Annotated in this window: 16 protein-coding genes; 6 read left to right on the top strand and 10 right to left on the bottom strand. The window is 48.6% G+C overall.

Translation table 11 applies throughout. The features are described from left to right. Window positions 1–32: 32 nt before the first annotated feature. Window positions 33–368 (top strand): PIN domain-containing protein, encoded by a 336-nt coding sequence (locus tag U5R06_16670; GenBank protein ID MDZ7724385.1) that lies wholly within the window; start codon window positions 33–35, stop codon window positions 366–368. 334 nt (window positions 369–702) lie between these two features. On the opposite strand, the gene U5R06_16665 is transcribed toward U5R06_16670, so the two are convergent. From U5R06_16665 to U5R06_16645, 5 genes are all read right to left on the bottom strand, one after another. Beyond that, window positions 703–1,044, bottom strand: coding sequence for a P-II family nitrogen regulator (locus tag U5R06_16665; protein MDZ7724384.1), 342 nt, complete (start codon window positions 1,042–1,044; stop codon window positions 703–705). A gap of 14 nt (window positions 1,045–1,058) precedes the next feature. Then, window positions 1,059–2,852 (bottom strand): efflux RND transporter periplasmic adaptor subunit, encoded by a 1,794-nt coding sequence (locus U5R06_16660; GenBank protein MDZ7724383.1) that lies wholly within the window; start codon window positions 2,850–2,852, stop codon window positions 1,059–1,061. A 2-nt stretch (window positions 2,853–2,854) separates the two neighbouring features. Continuing rightward, a complete protein-coding gene (locus U5R06_16655; protein ID MDZ7724382.1) occupies window positions 2,855–4,087 on the bottom strand; it encodes a TolC family protein in 1,233 nt (410 codons plus the stop codon). A 142-nt stretch (window positions 4,088–4,229) separates the two neighbouring features. After that, the gene (locus U5R06_16650; GenBank protein MDZ7724381.1) at window positions 4,230–8,042 is read right to left on the bottom strand and encodes an efflux RND transporter permease subunit; all 3,813 of its coding nucleotides are present in this window, start codon (window positions 8,040–8,042) and stop codon (window positions 4,230–4,232) included. 14 nt (window positions 8,043–8,056) lie between these two features. After that, a complete protein-coding gene (locus tag U5R06_16645; protein ID MDZ7724380.1) occupies window positions 8,057–8,362 on the bottom strand; it encodes a hypothetical protein in 306 nt (101 codons plus the stop codon). Window positions 8,363–8,683: 321 nt separating this feature from the next. Here U5R06_16645 and U5R06_16640 point away from each other — a divergent pair, with 321 nt between their 5' ends. Then, window positions 8,684–9,058: a hypothetical protein gene (locus tag U5R06_16640; protein ID MDZ7724379.1), complete on the top strand. Its 375-nt coding sequence runs from the start codon at window positions 8,684–8,686 to the stop codon at window positions 9,056–9,058. A gap of 77 nt (window positions 9,059–9,135) precedes the next feature. Here the strand turns inward: U5R06_16640 and U5R06_16635 are convergent, their stop codons facing one another. Beyond that, entirely contained in the window at window positions 9,136–10,476 is a 1,341-nt protein-coding gene (locus U5R06_16635) for a sigma-54 dependent transcriptional regulator (protein ID MDZ7724378.1), read from the bottom strand. Window positions 10,477–10,487: 11 nt separating this feature from the next. Continuing rightward, the gene (locus U5R06_16630) at window positions 10,488–11,597 is read right to left on the bottom strand and encodes an ATP-binding protein (protein ID MDZ7724377.1); all 1,110 of its coding nucleotides are present in this window, start codon (window positions 11,595–11,597) and stop codon (window positions 10,488–10,490) included. A gap of 282 nt (window positions 11,598–11,879) precedes the next feature. On the opposite strand from U5R06_16630, the gene U5R06_16625 reads away from it, so the two are divergent. Beyond that, window positions 11,880–12,263, top strand: coding sequence for a DUF302 domain-containing protein (locus U5R06_16625; protein MDZ7724376.1), 384 nt, complete (start codon window positions 11,880–11,882; stop codon window positions 12,261–12,263). Between the two features lie 123 nt (window positions 12,264–12,386). Here the strand turns inward: U5R06_16625 and U5R06_16620 are convergent, their stop codons facing one another. From U5R06_16620 to U5R06_16610, 3 genes are all read right to left on the bottom strand, one after another. Beyond that, a complete protein-coding gene (locus U5R06_16620) occupies window positions 12,387–12,896 on the bottom strand; it encodes a DUF4136 domain-containing protein (GenBank protein MDZ7724375.1) in 510 nt (169 codons plus the stop codon). 119 nt (window positions 12,897–13,015) lie between these two features. Then, window positions 13,016–13,393: a response regulator gene (locus U5R06_16615; protein ID MDZ7724374.1), complete on the bottom strand. Its 378-nt coding sequence runs from the start codon at window positions 13,391–13,393 to the stop codon at window positions 13,016–13,018. A 16-nt stretch (window positions 13,394–13,409) separates the two neighbouring features. Beyond that, a complete protein-coding gene (locus tag U5R06_16610) occupies window positions 13,410–16,217 on the bottom strand; it encodes a PAS domain S-box protein (protein MDZ7724373.1) in 2,808 nt (935 codons plus the stop codon). Between the two features lie 417 nt (window positions 16,218–16,634). Between U5R06_16610 and U5R06_16605 the strand changes: the two genes are divergently transcribed. The 3 genes from U5R06_16605 to U5R06_16595 are packed head-to-tail and all read left to right on the top strand — an operon-like array spanning window position 16,635 to window position 19,100. Then, window positions 16,635–17,045, top strand: coding sequence for a response regulator (locus U5R06_16605; protein ID MDZ7724372.1), 411 nt, complete (start codon window positions 16,635–16,637; stop codon window positions 17,043–17,045). Then, window positions 17,042–17,356: a zinc-ribbon domain-containing protein gene (locus U5R06_16600; protein MDZ7724371.1), complete on the top strand. Its 315-nt coding sequence runs from the start codon at window positions 17,042–17,044 to the stop codon at window positions 17,354–17,356. Before U5R06_16605 ends, U5R06_16600 begins: the two co-directional genes overlap by 4 nt. A gap of 52 nt (window positions 17,357–17,408) precedes the next feature. Next, window positions 17,409–19,100, top strand: coding sequence for a GspE/PulE family protein (locus U5R06_16595; GenBank protein ID MDZ7724370.1), 1,692 nt, complete (start codon window positions 17,409–17,411; stop codon window positions 19,098–19,100). Window positions 19,101–19,146 lie beyond the last annotated feature (46 nt).

The raw sequence follows: 19,146 nt of genomic DNA, 5'->3' as shown, positions 1-19,146 counted from the left end.
GATTTACAGCACAAATCAATGGAGTGGCGTTAATGTATTTAATTGATACGAATATATTTTTAGAAATTTTGCTGAAACAAGATAAAAGTGAAGCGTGTAAATTTTTTCTCCATTCCATCGGAGTTATTCTATTTAGACAGAATGAAGAAAAGACACTCTTAAAGTTTCTTTCTGATATTCTTCTGAAATCCAATCTTCTATCTCTCCCAAAGAAAAACTATGAAGAAATAATAAATATAAAAAATGAAATTGGTTTAGATTTTGATGATTCGTATCAATATAGTATATGTAAGCATTACAATCTTAAATTTATCACTATGGATCAAGATTTTAAAAAGGTGAAAGACATAGACATCCAATTTTTATAATTTATGGAACAGTTTAATTCTACACATTAATAACTATTTTTTCCAAGTACAAAAAATATTTGAAATAATATGGTATAACAATGGGCTCGTAGGGACGGGCAAGCCGAGGTGCGATTTTCATTTTGATAGGTTATTTTAATAATTGTTCGTCGATTGAAGTTTAGCTTATGCTTGCCCGCCGCACAGCCCAAGCGTTATACCGCGTGACGGAGGGGAACCCCCGCACGATCTCGATGATCTTGATCGGGGGCTGTATCAAAATGGCGTTCCTCAATACAATGGGGGAACGAGGATTCAGTCAGGGAGCGGATAGACCTGGCAAAATTAGCCCGATTTAAATATTGAGAATTCCTTCTTCATCATTGCGCACCTTGTATGCCTGATCCACCGGCGAGACCAGGATCATGCCGTCGCCCTGGTAGCCGGTGCGGCCGCTTTCCCGGATGGTCGAGACCAGGGTGTCCACGTGTTCATCGGCGACCAGAATTTCCAGTTTAACCACCTTGAAGGCGTCGGCGAATGGATAATCGGGACTGATATGTTTTTTTTCATGGTCCGAATACTGTCCCGTACCCTGGCATTTGGCAAAGGTCATGCTGTGAAATCCGGCCTGATCCAGAGCTTTGAACACATCTTTTGTTTTTTCGTCACGAATATAGGCTTTAATGAGTTTCATAGCAATCTCTTGTTTTATTTAATTGTTTCCCGGGTTTCCCCGCACTTTAGCATGGCGTCACCAAAGTAGGGATTGCGGATCTCTTTACTGCTGCTCAGCCAATAAGCGCCGGTGTCTTTATTGGCCATGGGACAGTACTGATAATAGGCGGTCACATCTGCGAGTCCGAATGTTTTGACTGTGCTGTAAAACGTCTGATTGAAATCACTGAATTCCAGACGCTTTGCTTTCAAGTCTGATGTTTCAGCAATGGCTTTGACGCTTGTGTTCAGCTGTTCCAACTGGTCCATCCAGGTCATATGCGTCTCGCCTTGCAGCAGTCCCATATCCACCTGTTTCAAAGCGTCGCTGACCTGCCCGGCACTCTGACTCACCTGTTCCGGATCCGAGTCTACGAATGCGTCTTTCATCTGCAGATAAGCGCGATAGACACGCGTAAGCTGTTCTTTAAATGCGCCGGGAACTGCTTCGGCCGGTGCCGGTGTCTCTGTTTTCGGTCCGTCACCGGACGGCATATCCATACCGCCGTGATCATGTCCGGCGGATATCTCGCCGCCGCCCGGATTCATCATGCTGGGTTTGCCCTCCAGCTGCGCAGCGGCGTCAATCTTGAATACACCGTTCACGGCAATTTCCTCGCCCGGCTGCAGTCCGTCTGCCACCACATAAAAGTCGCCGGCTTGAGGGCCGAGAGTGATTTCACGATACCGAAAAGTGGGTGAATCGGCGGACATTTTGACATACACCACAGCCCGTTTTCCGGTCCAGAGAATCGCGGTTTTGGGGATCAGCAGTTTATCCGTAGCTTCCGCAATACGGGAATGCAGCACACCGCGGACAAACATTTCCGGTTTCAGATCGCGCTGTTCATTGGACAGATTCAGCCGAACTGCGGCAGTGCGGGTGCGCGGATTGATCATGGGATCGACAAACGCAACCCTGGCGCTGTAGGTCTTGCCGGGACGAGACTGGATGCTGAACTTTACCGGATCGCCGACCGAGATCCAGGGCAGATCGCTTTCATAGGCATCAAAGCGCACCCAGACCCGGCTTAAATCAATGACCTGGAACAGGGCGGAGCCTTCTTTGATGTAATCTCCAAGAGAAACATGCCGTTTCATCACGGTTCCGGATATCGGCGACAGCACATCGAAATACAGTTTGGGTTCACCCTGTTGTTCAATGTCCGCGATTTGTTCATCGCTTAGCTCCCAGAGTTTCAGTTTGGCGCGGGCCGCCTGGTACAGGGAGGGCCGGCTGTTTTTCAATGCCCGCGCCTCGATCAGTTCCTGCTGTGCTGAAATGAGTCCCGGCGAATAAATAGTAACCAGCTTTTCGCCTTTTTTTACAGTCTCGCCTGTGAAATTAACAAACAGTTTTTCAATACGTCCGCCGAACCGGGCGGTGAGCTCTGCGATATTGCGTTCATCCGCTGTCACCTTGCCCTGCAGGAATACGGATTTTTTCGGTGTGCCGCGTGACGCACGCATGGTCTGTATGTCCGCCAGTTTGGCTGCCGATTTGGTCATGGTAATGGCATCCGGATCCACACCGTCTGATTCGGCGGAAGACAGAGGGATCAAATCCATGCCACAGATGGGACACTGTCCCGATTCATCCTGTCGTATCTGTGGGTGCATAGAACAGGTCCAGATGGTTTCCTCCTGCCCGGCGTGTGCATGATCCGCGTGTTCTCCGGATTGCGGTTGCGGCGCCGGGGAATGGAAAAACAGCCATCCCGAAAACAATCCTGCGGCCAATGCGATTATCGTCCATTTGTGGTTCTGAATGTATGTTTTGATAGTCATAATCAACGTCCTGTTAAAAATGTGATGAATGAAATTGCTGTCTGTTTATCGGCCCGGGCGCGTTCCAGTTCGAGCCCGTATTTCAATGACTTGCGCTCCATGCGCAAAACCTCTTCAAAACCGCTGCTGCCGGTGCTGTATTCGGTTTCCAGCAGATTCAGGGCCTGACGCGCCAGCTGCAGCTGACGGGTGTACAAATCAATGCGCCGGTCCGCATCCTGATAATCGGTCCAGGCGCGTTCCAGCATGGATTCGAGATCGTTTTCCGCATCCGCTTCTTCTTCTACTGCAGCGGTCTGCTGGTACGTCGCCTCGTCCACCATGGCTCTGTATTTGTTGCGGTACAGAGGCAGCCGGATACCGAGTTTGGGAAACACGAACGCATCGGTGCCGGGTAGATTGTCTTCACCCTCGCCAATGAACGTGTAATCCAGACCCAGCGTGAATGAAGGCGCACCGGCTTTTTGGGCCGCCGTGATGCGGCTGGCCCGGGCGCTTTGCTGCTCACGCAGACGTTGCAGTCGGTGGTTGTTGATCCGGATGGAATCTGCAATTTCGGATTTGCTCATTGCCAGATCCGTTGTCTGCAAAGTATCCGGAGTTTTCACCGTCGATGCATCTTTATTTAAAAGATTGTTAAAAGCGGTTTTCAGAGTAACACCTTGATCCTGCAGCAGCGTTAGCTGATTTTGCAAATCTCCGATTTCCATTTCGATTCGGTATTCATCCACGGCCGAGACAGTGCCTGCCGAAATTTTGGCCTGAGCCAGTTTTTGAAAACTGTGCAAGAGCTCCAGGTTTTCCCGTGTGATCTCTGCGGCGCGGCGGTTGACGTACAGATCGTACCAGGTGCTCCGTACCTCGTGAAAGAGTCTGGATTTGGCATTCAGAAACGTATGATATTCAGCTTGCGCCTGACGAACGGCTGCATTTTCGCGTGCGCGCAGCGTGCCGAACCAGGGGAACATCTGCGAGGCAGAGATTTTGAGTTGCTGTGGTCCCATGCGCGTTTCCACAGGCTGGATAAACCAGCCGAACGCCACAGCCGGATCCGGCAGCGCACCGGCCTGCGGCGCTTTCTGCAGTTCTGCCATGTAGCGGCTGAACTGCGCCCGCAGCCCCGGATTGTTTTCCGCCGCGATTTTTAGGTATTCATGCAACTGTTTTTGCGACTCTTGCGAATGAACCGCAGAGATGAGCAGGAAAAGAATGATTAACAGTTTTATAGATTTCATTATGGAGTACCACTTGTTTTCATTTTATTAAACCGCCAAGCGCGCAAAGAACGCAAAGAAATTTAAATAATTTTCATGATCGGCGGTGACTATCTACTATTTACTTCTTACTTGCTACTTTAATTTCCATCTTTTAAATGCCTCAATTTTTGAACCTTATAACCTTCCTCTCCTGCCACGCACTATAGAGAACCGGCACCACAAAAATAGTCATCACCTGAATCACCATACCGCCGAACAGAGGGATCGCCATGGGGACCATGATATCCGAGCCTTTACCGGTAGAAGTCAGTACCGGGATCAGGGCGAGCAGGGTGGTGGCTGTGGTCATCATGGCCGGACGCACACGTATGAGACCGGCCTGCATCACTGAATCCCGCACCGCCTGCACATTCGCCGGTTTGTTTCTGGCAAAACTCTGTTTCAGATATGTGCCGATAAGGACGCCGTCGTCTGTAGCTACGCCGAAGAGGGCGATGAATCCCACCCAGACGGCTACACTCAGATTGACGGTATGCACCTGAAACAATTCCCGCAAATTCATACCGCCCAGAGACAGGTCCAGAAACCAACCCTGACCATACAGCCAGAGCATGATGAATCCGCCGGAAAACGCCACCAGAACACCGGTAAAGATCATGGATGTAAAGGTAACGGACCGGAACTGAAAGTACAGAATCAGGAAAATTATAACCAGCGAAAGCGGAATTACCAGCATCAGGCGCTGGGTGGCGCGCACCTGGTTCTGGTAATTGCCCGCAAACCGGACATTGACGCCGTTCGACAGTTCAATTTCACCGGATTGGACTTTGGCATTCAAATACGCCCGGGCGTTTTCCACTACATCCACTTCGGCTATACCGTCCTGTTTGTCAAATATCACATAACCGACCAGAAACGTATCTTCGCTTTTGATCATTTGTGGTCCACGCACATAGTCAATGCGCGCCAGTTCACCCAACGGCACCTGTACGCCGGCCGGAGTGGGGATGAGAATGTCTTTCAGCGCGCCGGGACTGTCACGGAACTCGCGTGCATAGCGGGCGCGCACCGGAAAGCGTTCACGGCCTTCTACCGTGGTGGTCAGGGGCATGCCGCCGATTGCTGTGCTGATATGCATCTGCATATCCCGGATAGTGAGCCCGTAACGACCGATGGCAGTACGGTCAATATTAATTTGAAGATAGGGTTTGCCCACTACCCGGTCGGCAAACACGGATGACGGTTTGACACCGGTCACGTTTTTCAGGTGTTCCTCCAGCATAAAACCGGTTTTTTCAATGGACTCGAGGTCCGGACCGAACACCTTGACGCCCAGGGGCGCACGCATACCGGTCTGCAGCATCACCAGACGCGTCTGGATCGGCTGCAGCTTGGGCGCGGAGGTGAGTCCGGGAATCCGCGATGCGTTGACAACTTCGTCCCAGATGTCATCCGGCGTGCGGATATGATCGCGCCACTGGCGGAAATAGTCGCCTCCTTCATCCGGAATCAGTTTTTCGCGGCTGATGACCCGGAATTCATCGTTATTTGGATTATAGGTGCCGCCGTCATTCAAGACAAACGCGCCGTCCTCGGTTTTAAAGCGCAGGCGCCGACCGTTTTCGTCCAGTATGTATTCGGATTTGTAATTGATCACATTTTCGAACATGGAGGTCGGCGCCGGATCCAGAGCCGAATTGACGCGCCCCCATTTACCCACAACATTGTCAACCTCGGGAATGGCATTGACTTTTTTGTCCAGCATGCGGATGACCTCCAGATTCTCCTGAATACCCGAATGCGGCATGGTTGTGGGCATGAGCAGAAACGATCCTTCGTCCAGTGCCGGCATGAATTCTTTTCCCACACCGGGAAAGGTCCCGGAGATTGAGGCCCAGACGCGCGTGTCGCGCAGATTGTATCCGGTTTTCTCTAACAGATTCGGGATAAATCCAAATGATTTATCAAATCCCTGCCAGATGATGATACCGAGCAATACCACGAAAAGAGGAACACTGAGAAACGCGCGTTTGTGGCTGAGGCACCACTGCAGAATCGGCTGATAATAGCGCACCACTGTCATAAGCGTGGCCAGCACAATGGCGACGAGTCCGACCACAAAGAGTAGATTGACGAACAGGCTGTTTTGTGCACCCAGCGGCATCCATTCGCGGGTGAGAAAACTGATCACCACCAACAGAGTAAGAGCGATATTGATCAGATTGACATAATGGCGTTTATCCTCCGGCCAGTGCGATTGCATGAGATTGTTGATGCCCAGCAGAATGAGTACCAGGGCCAGCCATGCCTGAAAGATCGAAATGAACAGCACACCGACTGCGATCAGCCCGTAACTGAATCCGCGTTTGATGCGTTGTTTGTCAAAGCGTATGGAAAACAGCACATTGGCAAGAGTCGGAATGATAATCAAGCCGATGAACAAGGCAGAGATCATGGCAAACGTTTTGGTGAACGCCAGCGGCCTGAACAGTTTGCCCTCCGCCGCCTGCATGGCAAATACCGGCAGAAAACTGACCACCGTGGTGAACAGGGCGGTGATGACTGCAGAGGCTACTTCCATGGTGGCGTCATAAATAACGGTCAGCAGTTTGGCGCCGTGCGCGCCCCGGTTTTCGGGTTTGTTCAGGTGCCGGATAATGTTCTCGGTAAACACCACCCCCACGTCCACCATAACCCCGATGGCAATGGCAATGCCGGACAAAGCCACGATATTGGCGTCCACACCGACGCGGCGCATGAAAATAAAGGTCATCAGCACCCCGATGGGTAGCAGGCTGGAAATCATAAACGATGCGCGTAAATTCAGAACCAGAACAATGACCACGATAATGCTGATGATCACCTCTTCACTGAGAGCGGATTCCAGGGTGCCCAGGGTTTCCTTGATCAGTCCGGTGCGGTCGTAGAACGGCACAATGGATACCTGCGATTTTGTGCCATCCTCCAGGGTCCTGCTTGGCAGGCCGGGCGAGATTTCGTTGATCTTTTCCTTGACATTGTTGATGACCTGCAGCGGGTTGGCGCCGTAGCGCGCCACCACCACACCGCCCACGGCCTCGGCGCCGCCCTTGTCGAGTCCGCCGCGCCGGGTTGCCGGACCGAAATTCACTTGGGCCACATCGCGGATGCGGATTGGGACATTATCACGCACTGCCACAACGCTCTGTTCCAGGTCCTGACGATTTTTGATATAGCCCAACGCCCGCACTAAATATTCAGCACGATTGAACTCGATGGTGCGGGCGCCGATATCCAGATTGCTCTCTTTGACCGCATTCATAATCTGTGATACGTTGACGCCGTGGGCGCGCATGGCTGCGGGATTAATATCCACCTGGTATTCCTTGACAAATCCGCCGATGGATGCGACTTCAGCCACACCTTTTGCTGATGTCAGGGCGTAGCGTACATGATAATCTTGAATGGTGCGCAGTTCGTGCGGGTCCCAGCCGCCGGCCGGATCACCGTTGCGGTCGTGGCCCTCCAGGGTATACCAGTAAATCTGTCCCAGAGCCGTGGCATCCGGACCCAGAGCGGGATTGACGCCTTGAGGGAGAGTGCCGGGGGGCAGAGAGTTGAGTTTTTCCAGGATGCGCGTACGGCTCCAGTAAAACTCAATGTCTTCTTCAAAGATGATATAAATGCTGGACAACCCGAATATGGAATTGCTGCGGATGGTTTTAACGCCGGGTATACCCAGCAGCGATGTGGTCAGAGGATAGGAAATCTGATCCTCGATGTCTTGCGGCGAACGGCCCGGCCATTCGGTATAGACAATCTGCTGGTTTTCACCAATATCCGGGATGGCATCCACCGGCACCGGATCACGCGGAAAAAATCCCAGGTCCCAGTTGAACGGCGCCGTGCCCACCCCCCAGGCGATGATGATAATCAGGACCAGAAAGGTGACCAGTTTGTTTTCAAGAAAAAATCGAATGAGTTTTGATAGCATGGCAGCTCTTTATTTTAATATTGATGCTTCTTTTCTGTATCTGATATCGGTTTAAACAATTTCCAGGTGCTGATGCCGGTAATCAGCAGACTGGTCCACCACAGGAAGGCCCAGCTGTCCAGATAACGCTGCAGCCGATGCCGGTTGCGCATAGGCGCTGAACCGGGACTGTGCGGCGATGTATCGCTGTCCGACAGCCGCCCGTACGCGGTATGATGATCCGCGATGCATGTGGACCGCTGATCAATCGGCAGAGGAAAAAACAGGATGCTGCCGATCAATCCGATTATGAATAATACGATAAATATCGACTTTGTCAATTTCACCTCTTTTGTTATTTGCTCTTTAACAGACAAATGTCGTACCAAAAAAATATACTTTTCTTATATTCAATAAAAACAAAGATAAAGTACTTTGAGCCGGGAGTGACAAAATTATCTGTTTGTAGAATATTCTACATTTTATTGTAAAATATTATACAGTGTTCTCTCTGTTGCGACCTTGCGCTTGGGAAATTATTTTTCAAGTGGGCCTCGCATGGAGACGAATCAAAAATTGCTCCGGCCAAAGCGCAATTTAAAACTGTACTGCAGCTGCACCCGGAGCATACCGCTGCTTTGTGCTGGCAGGGCTGTTTGACTGTGATTAAAGCGCGTTACGCTTCGTTTCCTCCCATAAAGGCATATTACGTGATAGCCGGTCTGGGAAAAATGGACAAGGCCGTGGAAGCGGCGCCGAATATGGCTGAATGCCGCTATATCCGCGGACAAACCTGTCTGCAGCTTCCGTCGATGTTCAATCGGCTGGACACTGCTATAGAGGATTACAGAGCATTGGACCGTCTGGCGCAACAGTTCCCGGATGCGTTTGGTGCGGAGGAACATGCGGATATTCTGTATACACTCGGAAGCGCCCTTGAACGCAGGGGTGATCCCCAGGCGGCTGCAGATTATTTTTCGAGGCTGCAATCGCAATACAGTGCCACGGCCAGTGCTCGGAAATCGCCAAGAGAATGATCAGTAAAGGCTGTTGAGCGCCGTTCACGAGATTGGAAAATATCTATATATCCCTGCACTTAAGACGTTTGTGGACATTACTCCCGCATTCCCAGTTTTTTCATACGGTACAAGAGCACATGCCGGGGAATATTCAGCATATGTGCAGCGCGGGTTTGGTTGCCCCCGGTTTTATCCAGGGTTTGCCGGATGACGCGGCGCTCTACTTCGGCCAGAGGAATGCCCTGCTCCGGGACCTGAATGATTTGTTTGCGTTCCGGGGGAGTTTTTATGGTTTGCGGCAGATCATTCAGAGTCAGTCGGTCTGACTCTGACAATGTAATCATACGACGAATCATATTTTCAAGCTCGCGTACGTTCCCGGGCCAGTCATGAGATTCCAACGCGGATATGAGATCGGGGTCGATGTGCATGTTGCGGTCACCGCTGTAGCGTGCGATAAAATTATTCACCAGAGCGGGAATATCCTCGGGTCGTTCACGCAGCGGCGGAATCGTAATGGGCACCACACTCAGACGGTAGTACAGGTCCTCGCGGAATTGACCTTCCTGGACCTGTTGATACAAATCCCGGTTGGTGGCGGCAATCATTCGGACATTGACTTTAATGCTTTCGCTGCCGCCCACGCGTTCAAATTCATATTCCTGCAGCACCCGCAGCAGTTTGGCCTGCAGCTCGGTATTAAGATCGCCGATCTCGTCCAGGAAAAGTGTGCCGGTGTGCGCCTGTTCAAATTTGCCTTTACGGTCCCGGAGCGCTCCGGTGAACGCACCCTTGACGTGTCCGAACAGTTCGCTTTCCAGCAGATTGTCCGGGATCGTCGGACAGTTGACCGTAACGAGGGGATTGTCTTTTCTCGGACTGTGATAGTGGATGGCGCGGGCAATCAGTTCCTTGCCGGTGCCGCTTTCGCCCAGGATGAGCACCGGGGCGTCACTAACAGCCACACGCCGGGTTATTGTCAAGACCTGCTGCATGGCGCTGCTGTCCGCTACCATGTTGTCGAGCTGATAGGTAGCCGAGAGCTCATGTCGCAGATTCAGGTTTTCGGTCTGCAGCGTTTTGAATTTCAGCGCCTTTTTTAGGGTGAACAGCAGTTGTTCCTGGCCGAACGGTTTGGTCAGGTAATCATCGGCGCCCAGCTGGCAGGCTTTTACTGCATTTTCGATACTGCCATAGGCGGTGATGATAATAAACACCACATCTTTGTCCTGCCTGCGGATGTGTTCCAGTACTTTGATCCCGGACATATCCGGCATTTTCAAGTCGGAAATAATCAGGTCATAATCGTATTGATCAAATTTCTTCAGTCCTTCGTCGCCGCTGGTAGCGGTATCCACCTGGTAGCCGTTCTGGCGCAGCTGGTAGCTTACGACTTTACCCAAATTGACGTCGTCATCGATTAATAATACGCGCATAAATCAGCTCCTTATCCCGGGCCCGGGAAATAAAAGATAAATTCCGTACCGCGTTCCGGTTCGCTGTTCACCCGGATCTCCCAGTTGTTCTGATCAGCCAGGCGTTTGACAATGGCCAGCCCCAGTCCTGATCCGTCCGGTTTTGTCGTAAAAAATGACTCGAACACCTGCGGCAGGTGTATTTGCGGGATGCCGCGGCCCTGATCTGTCACCGAAAGCCTGATTCTTCCGGCATCAGCGGGTTCGACTTTCAGGCTGACCCGGCCATCTTCAGGTGAGGCGTCCACGGCGTTGAGGGTCACATTCATTACCGCCTGCCAAACCAGATTGGCATCGCTGTGAACCAACAGCGGAGCAGGGTTGTGCCCGGTGTCGATGTGTAATGAAATATTGTGTTTGCGCGTCCGGGCGCCGATCATGATGCCGATATTGTTGAGAATGTCCACCAGGTCAAAGGTTTCGTATTCAGAAGAATGCGGTTTGGCAAAACTCAGATAATTTTCCACCACCTGATTCAGTCGTTTGGTGTCCTGAATAAGAATATCAAAGAACTCGAGCTGTCTGACTTTTTCCGGTACCTCATTGCGAATAATTTCCACCGCACCGCGTATGGAACCGAGCGGATTTCGAACTTCGTGAGCCAAACTGGCAGTAAGTTCTCCGATCGTCGCCAGACGGTCGGCTGCCTGCAATTGCTGCTGGGTTTCTAACAGTTCCTCGCTGCGCCGTTCCAAATCCTGCAGGGATTGTTCCAGTTTTTGCGCGGCTGATTCGGCCATAGTACGCTGGCGTTGTTCTCCTTGGCTTTTTAGACCGGTCAGATAGCCAATAGCATTGAACAGCAGGACCTGACTGAAACGCATCACGTTATCACCGGACACGCCGCCCCAGTGCAGCATGATGTGAGGCAGGTACAAGAGACTCACAATCACCGCGCTGCCCAGCCCGCCGAGCTTGCCGAAGCGGAACGCAGCCAGCAGAATGGGGATGAAATACGCCTGCATGTACACGAGATGAAATTCAAGCTTGGATGTGGGGGTCCGGTAATGCAGCAGCGTGATCACTATGATCAGTATGATGATCAGGAGAAGATAACTTTGGTTTTGAGAGTTATTTGACATACTTTTTTGCGAGTTGTATTTATTGCTGTTTGATATTTTTAACAAAGAAAAAGTGTCGAATATTCTACAATTATACGATTGAATCTTTATCAAATACACCGATCGCGGAAAAGCATCTGAATGAATCGGGTTTAAAAAATTGTTCTATTTTAAAAGAATGCTGCTGTTTGCTGTTCGGTAAATGCGGGATTACATCGGAATGATTATGGTAATCTGGATTTAACCTGAATCTTTACACGGATTGATTCACCTAATTCTAAGGACACAACAAAGGAGGTCAAAATGAATTATTATTTTTCAGCACAAATAGACAAATCATTTGACGAGGCTCTGGATGATGTGAAAGAGGCTCTGAAAAAGGAGGGTTTCGGTGTTTTGACAGAAATTGATGTCAAAGAAACCATGAAGAAGAAGCTGGATGTAGAGTTTCGCAATTACCGGATTCTGGGCGCCTGCAATCCGCCGTTTGCACACAAAGCGCTGCAGGCCGAGGACAAGATCGGGACCATGCTGCCGTGCAATGTGATCGTCCAGGAGCAGAACAGCAGGGTAGAAGTGGCGGCCATTGATCCGGTGGCTTTGATGCAGGCGGTCGAAAATCCGGGTTTGGCCGATGTGGCGGAAGAGATACAGAAAAAATTAAAAACTGTGATCGAGTCCCTTTGATAAAAGATGGAACACGGACCACAAGGCAAGTTGCTAACACAAAATCCCGGCATGACTTTGAATTATGCCGGGATGTGATTTAAAAAAACGGTCTAAACAGTGTTTTTTCTGATTTGGTATTTCTCAAGCTGGCGGAAAATCCTTTAGAATCTCTCTGACTGCATCCAGGAAATGTTCCTGAGGATCATTTGGATTGAGAATCCCGCTGCCCACACCCTGCCACACGAGTTCTTTTTTGCGGCGGTCAACGATATCGATCACAAGGGTGCCTTGTTTGTATTTCCTTACATGTCCGGGTCTGCGCTGCCAGACCCGTCCCCAACGGTCGACACGATAGGACGGGGATATGAACTGCCGTTGATTTTTAACCAGCGTATAGAAATGAACAGTCAGATCCGCGCGTTTGGGATCTGATTTTTGCAATCCCTTTTCTTTTAGCAGCGGATCAATTTCCAAGAGTATGCTTTTGGTAATAAAATGCCGAGTTCCGGCTTTGTTCTGGCGGGGTTCGGCAAAGGTATAGGTTGCATACTCAGAGAAATCGACCCCCTGGTCATAATTGACGGCAACCCGTACGCCGGAACAGCTGATGGTGAATAAGAGGGGCAGCAGAAAAAGAGCAATCGATTTCATGGGCTTTTCCTTTCATAATATGTGCTATTTTCATTTCTATAAACGTTCAACCGCACATTTTATTGTATAAAAAGAAAGCGGGTGTGAATAGATGCCGTCTGATTTACAGAGTATCGGGATCAGGTGTTATCAGAATTCATGACCATTTCAACTGCATCCAATATATCCTGTCGCCTGAATGGTTTTTTCAGGGTTAAATCGGCACCGAGAATTTTGGCGGTGTTGAGATAATCCTGGGCCATAATACGGCCGCCACCGGAGATGGCTATAATTTTCAAGTCCGGGCGGTTTTCTTTGGCTTCCTGAATGGTTTCCATACCCTCCTTTTCCGGCATGACAATGTCAGTGATCATCAATTCGAGGGTCTTATCTTTATAGATGGCGTTCAATGCTTGTTTGCCGTTTTCCGCGGTGGTTACTTTATGGCCTTCAATATCGAGAATTTTTTCTACCATATAGCGTACATTTTCATCATCTTCTACAACCAGGACATGCATCCTATCGATTCTCCCTTTAGTATTGATCGAGTGTGTTTCGTACCAGGTCCAGCAGTTCACCGACAATGACAGGTTTCCGGATTACTTTGTCGAACAGGTTATCCTGTTCGATTTTGTTTGCCTTTTCGATATAGCCGGTCATGAGTAAAATTGGAGTGGATGGTTGAATGGCTTTCATTTTTTGTGATAATTCAAATCCCGAGAGATGCGGCATCGTCAAATCCGTGATTACCAGATCAATAGAATCCGCCCGGGACGAAAAAGTCTCCAATGCATTCAGACTGTCCATTTTTTTGATCACGTGGTACCCCATCCGCGACAGCATTCTTTCCAGCAGTGAAATAACTGCTTCTTCGTCATCAATAATCATGATTGTTTCATGACCGCCCAATTGTTGATGATTGGCCGGCGTTGCGTTAGTGGCGGCCGGCAGAACGGGTAAATAGATATCAAATGTCGTTCCAACCATTTTTTGGCTCTGCACATCAATGATTCCGTTCATTGTTTCAACAATACCGTGCACAACCGATAATCCGAGACCGCGGTTGGTCGCTGAATCACGGGTGGAATAAAACGGATCAAACAGCCGCTTTAATGTTGATGCATCCATACCGCGGCCTGTGTCAGCCACTGTAAATTTAATATACTCGAGTGCTGATAATCCCGCGCGCAGGGAGCCGGGAATTTCAGAAACAGGGATTTGAATCAGTTTTAACGACAGCGTGCCTCCACGTTCCTCCATGGCCTGGAATGCATTGGTGCATAAATTTATCACCAGCTGGTGGATTTGCGTGGGATCAGCCAATATTTTATCACAATTATTATGGATATTTTGTTTGACCTGTATGCTGGAGGGCAGGGAGGACTGCATGAGTTTGACTGCCTCTTTGATCATCAGATCGGGTTTGAGAGGCTTGGGTTCGTGTTCGGATAGACGGCTGAACGTCAGCATTTGATCCACCAGCTCGCCTGCCCGATTTGCCGCATCCACGATAAATTTCATGTCCTGGTATATGGGATGATCCGGCGACAGATCCGCGATAATCATATCAGAATAACCCAGAATGGGCGTTAAAATATTGTTGAATTCATGCGCAATTCCACCTGCAAGAGTACCGATGGTTTCCAGCTTTTGTGATTGTCGCAGTTGGGTTTCCAGTTTCTTTCTTTCCTGTTCTGCTTGTTTGATATTGGTAATATCCAGGAGGGAAATGATAGTTTGGTCGTTTTCTTCTACACGGGCCACTGAAATCAGTGTATGCACCGGCTTGTTGTTTATATCCCTGATTTGTATTTCCTGTTGCCCCTGTGTGTGTGCCAAATCCTGCTGCAGAGGCGTAAGCAAATCCTTCATCCAGGCAATATCTTTGTCGAATATAAAGTCATCAATCCTTTTCCCGGTCATTGTTTCCTGTTCACTATGGCCGGTGAGATCAGTAAATTTTTGATTGGCGTAAGAAATCGTAAAATCTTTTTCGACCACCAAAAGTGCGATCGATGCGTTTTCAAACAAGGAGCGGTAACGTTGTTCGCGGATGATCAACTGCTGCTGCATCATTTTACGTTCAAATATCATGGTGAGATGACTGGCAATACTTTCGATGGCGTTTTTGTAGCGGACCGGTTTTTTTTCTTTGAGCAGCAGTGAGATGCTGCCGTTGATCCTGTCATTGTCGGATGTAAGGCCGATGGTATGTATGGATTTGATATTAAATGCTTTTTCTGTTTTTTTGCATGCCGATTCGGATGCGATGCCGCCAAGCAGTTGATACAGTCCTCCTGAAACGGGTTCCAGTTTACCGCTGGCATAGATATCTTTATTTTCTCTTAAAATATTTTGGGTGATCACCGGTCTTTCCGGATGCACGCCGAGCAAATTGTAAATATGCTCTGCCGGTGCATGCGGAGTTGACAGGCAGCATATCCGTACCCCATGGACTTTTGGATCAAAGATCGAGACAATAATCACGCTGGGCTGATTGAGTTGGTGCACGGCTTTGCAGATGAGCCGGCATAATTCATCAATCCTTTCAATTTTGCTGGCATTGAGCAGCGTATCGGTGATGATTTCAAGCTCCGTTAGATAATACGCTTTATCCGACTCGGCTTTCTTTTGTTGGGTAATATCGCGTCCGATCCCCTGAATCGCAAAGGGCTTGCCGTCCCTGTAAACGAGAGAGGCCTGAGTTTCCACCCAAATCACAGAGCCGTCTTTGCCCCGCAGTTTAAACCGGGATATATCTTTTTGTACACCGCTGTTTTTTATGTCGGTTAACAGTTTTTCTGCTTTGGAGAGTTGGTTTTTATCAGCCAAAATTGTGCTAAAATCAAAATTCAGGATTTCCTCGCGGCTATATCCCAGCAAATTTAGAGTAGCCGGATTGGCATCAAGAAAATGCCCGTTCAAGTCATGGAGATAAACCAGATTCAAGGACCGCTCATACAAAGACAGATATCGCTCTTTGAGTTCGCGGGAATCGGATTCACTGTTGTCTTCCGGAAAGAAGGTCAAAAGCAGGAATTCAGAATCTTTGAGTTTTGCAAAACTGGCTCCCAGAGTGTGCAGAGAGTGGGAGTCATTGACCAGGTGAAACGGGAAATGTGAAAAATGGCTTGTCTGTGCCAGGCTGCGCTTTAATTCTTTTTGATCCAGAGCGGATAACAAATTTAATAAAGTGTTTTCTTTAATCTGTCTCAGATTGAGCATATTGCGAAAGGCTTGATTGGCGTCTTTCAGAAGCCCATCGCGGGTAACGATACAGGCGGGCAGAGTAATGTCGCAAAACACAGCAGCGTGTGTACCATGGGTTAAATCATCCGGCATAGATTATTACTCTTTTTGGTTGCTCTTGAATCAAATAAAGATCCATAATTTCTATAATTAGTTTTGGTTAAAAATCAACAAATATTGTGCCAATAACTTTAAAAGACGGATTGACCTTCGGGTAAACCGCTTTCAATACCTTCAAAATACTAAAACATCTTTATAAAATCCACTACTTTTTCTTTACCAGCAACCGAATAACGGCCGAGATACCGATTCGGCCGGGTATGAAACGCAGCCGGCTGAATGAGAAATCAAGTCAGCCCGGAACCGGAAATAGCGACCTGTATAGGGGGCTGCTTTGGAATTAAAATGATACAAAAAAATATTTAGCAAACCTCTGCTTCAGGTATAAAGTTTGCAGTATTTGTCATAGAATGTTTGCTTTTGATCACGGACAATGAAAAGGACAGAATTATGGGTTTTTATGAAGAAAACTCGAATGATATGCAGGATAGTAAGAGACAGGTGCTGGTAATTGATGATTCGGAGATGAACCGTCAATTGCTCGGCAATTATTTTAAAAACGCCGGATACAGCACTCAGTTTGCCAATGACGGGGAGGAGGGATTGCAGAAATTCACTGAATTGCGTCCGGCAGTTACATTCCTGGATATTGTGATGCCGAACAAATCCGGTCTGGATTTGCTCAAAGAAATTAAAGAGATGAATCCGAACGCTATCGTAATTATTGTGAGTTCCTATGTAACAAAACGGAACATTCAGCAAGCAAAGGAATATGGGGCAGACTGGTTTTTGAAAAAACCGTTCAGCCGCGAACAACTTGTGAATGTTCTTGAAAAAATAAAAAACCGGAGTCAAAAATGACATGCAACCATTGTGGCGCTGAGAATGTAAAGTGGGCCTCGTTCTGTACACAATGCGGCGAATCGGTCGGTGAATTGTGCTACTGTTCTTCTGTCATCCGTCCCGGAGATGTTTATTGTTCCGGGTGCGGGAGACCGGTTGAGCAGAAACGTGTTCCGAAATCTGCCGAGGGGCACGAGGTGATCCCGATGATTTATCAATACAAAAGAGCCGAGATTGACAAGTTGATCAAGGATAGTATCCTGGTCAAGGCCGGAAAAGAGAGCGAACTGGACCAAAGCGATATTGATGAATATTTCAACGAAGAATAAATAGCTGCAGCTACCCCTAGCCCTTTATTCAATAATTTTGAGGAACGCTCGCATGGCGAAACGAGAAGACAGAACTTTAATTCAGGAATTGTTAAACAGAAATTATTTAAAAAAACAGGATCTTGCCAAATTTCAGGATATCGCTGCTGAAACGCTTGCTTCCGATGGGATCACCCAGACTCTGCTCCGCTATCTGAAACTTGACCAGCAGAAAATGGCCGAAATTATTTCCGAGGCGTTCGATGTGCCATTATTAACCGAAGTCAATGGTGTGAATATCATTGATGTGGAAGGGTTGTCCAAAGAAGATTTTTTGAAACGCTTTAGAACCATCCCCATTATACTTGAGAATAACGAATTGACCGTGGCCATCGTGGACCCGCCTTATCGGGGTGTGATCGAACTGCTGGAGCGTCAGGCCCATAAAAAAGTTGTACCGGTGGTCATGACGGTCGCTGATTTTCAGCGGTTGTACAAAGAATCCATCAAAACATCGCCCCGATCCACGCCGGTGCAAATTGATTTTGAAAAGCTTGATGTGGCAAAACGGGGTGAACAGTGGGCTGCCAATGCGGAAACAAGCGGAACCTTGCCACCGGCCAACAAAGTACTGGACCGCCTGCTACAGACAGCGATTGAAACCAATGTCAGTGATATCCATCTGGAGGCAAAAAAAGACGGATATGTAAACGTCAGATACCGTCTGGATGATGTGCTGCAGCGTGTGGTGACGCTGCCGAAAAAATATACCCAAACATTGCCGACCATGATCAAACAAAGCGCCAGCAGTGCAACGTTTGACAAGCGCGGTCTGCAGGAAGGACAAAATATCTTTTCGGTTAACGGCCGGAAAATACAGACTCGAATCAATTCTATCCTGACAAGTTACGGTGAAAAAATCACCATCCGAATTGTGACCAAAAATCTGCATATTTATAATCTTGAAGAATTGGCTCTAAATCTGCACGATTATCAGCAATTCAGACAGCTGCTCGCCTTTCCGAATGCCGTGATCCTGTTTGTGGGACCGGGAGGGTGCGGAAAAACAACGACCATGTACGCGGCTCTCGATGACTTGAATATGCGTTCGATGAATATTTCAACCATTGAAAACCCGATCGAGTGTGAAATTCCCGGACTGAATCAGACGTCTTCGTCCCATTTGCGCAAAAACACATCTACAGAAGCGATCCGGGCTCTGTTTCATCAGGATGTGGATATACTGGCGATCGGGGAAACACGCGACAGTGAAGAAGCGGAACTCTTGATTGAAGCCGGACTCACGGGTATGAGTGCGTTTACAACATTGCAGGCGGCCAATGCTATTCGCGCCTTGTACCGTTTGCGCAATTTGGGTGTGAGAACCGAGGAAATGGCGCTGGTTATTCGCGGTATCGTTGCCCAGCGATTTGTGCGTAAAGTATGTCCTCACTGTCAGGAGGAATATCGGCCTGATCTGGAAACTCTGACCCAGGCCGGATTAAGTCATCTGCGGGAAAATTTTGCATTCAAACACGGCAAGGGATGTCAGTATTGTTTCGGCACCGGGTATCTGCATCGGGTTCCTCTGTTTGAAATCCTGGTTGTTGATGATGTATTAAGCACGGTCATTCACAATAATGAATCCTACGGAGAGATCAAAACGGTGGCCCAGAAACACGGATTTACCAGCATGCGACACGACGGATTGCGCAAAGCTCTGGCCGGGATCACCACTCTCGAAGAAGTGATACGTGTTACCTGATTCGGCGGAGAATATTATTTTTCCGGCGTTTCGTAGGAATTGATCA

The sequence above is a fragment of the candidate division KSB1 bacterium genome (assembly GCA_034521575.1).
In the GTDB taxonomy this organism is placed as follows: Bacteria; Zhuqueibacterota; Zhuqueibacteria; order Residuimicrobiales; family Krinioviventaceae; genus JAXHMJ01.
The sequence above is the reverse complement of the archived record's forward strand: the minus strand, read 5'-3'. Positions and strand labels throughout refer to the sequence as shown.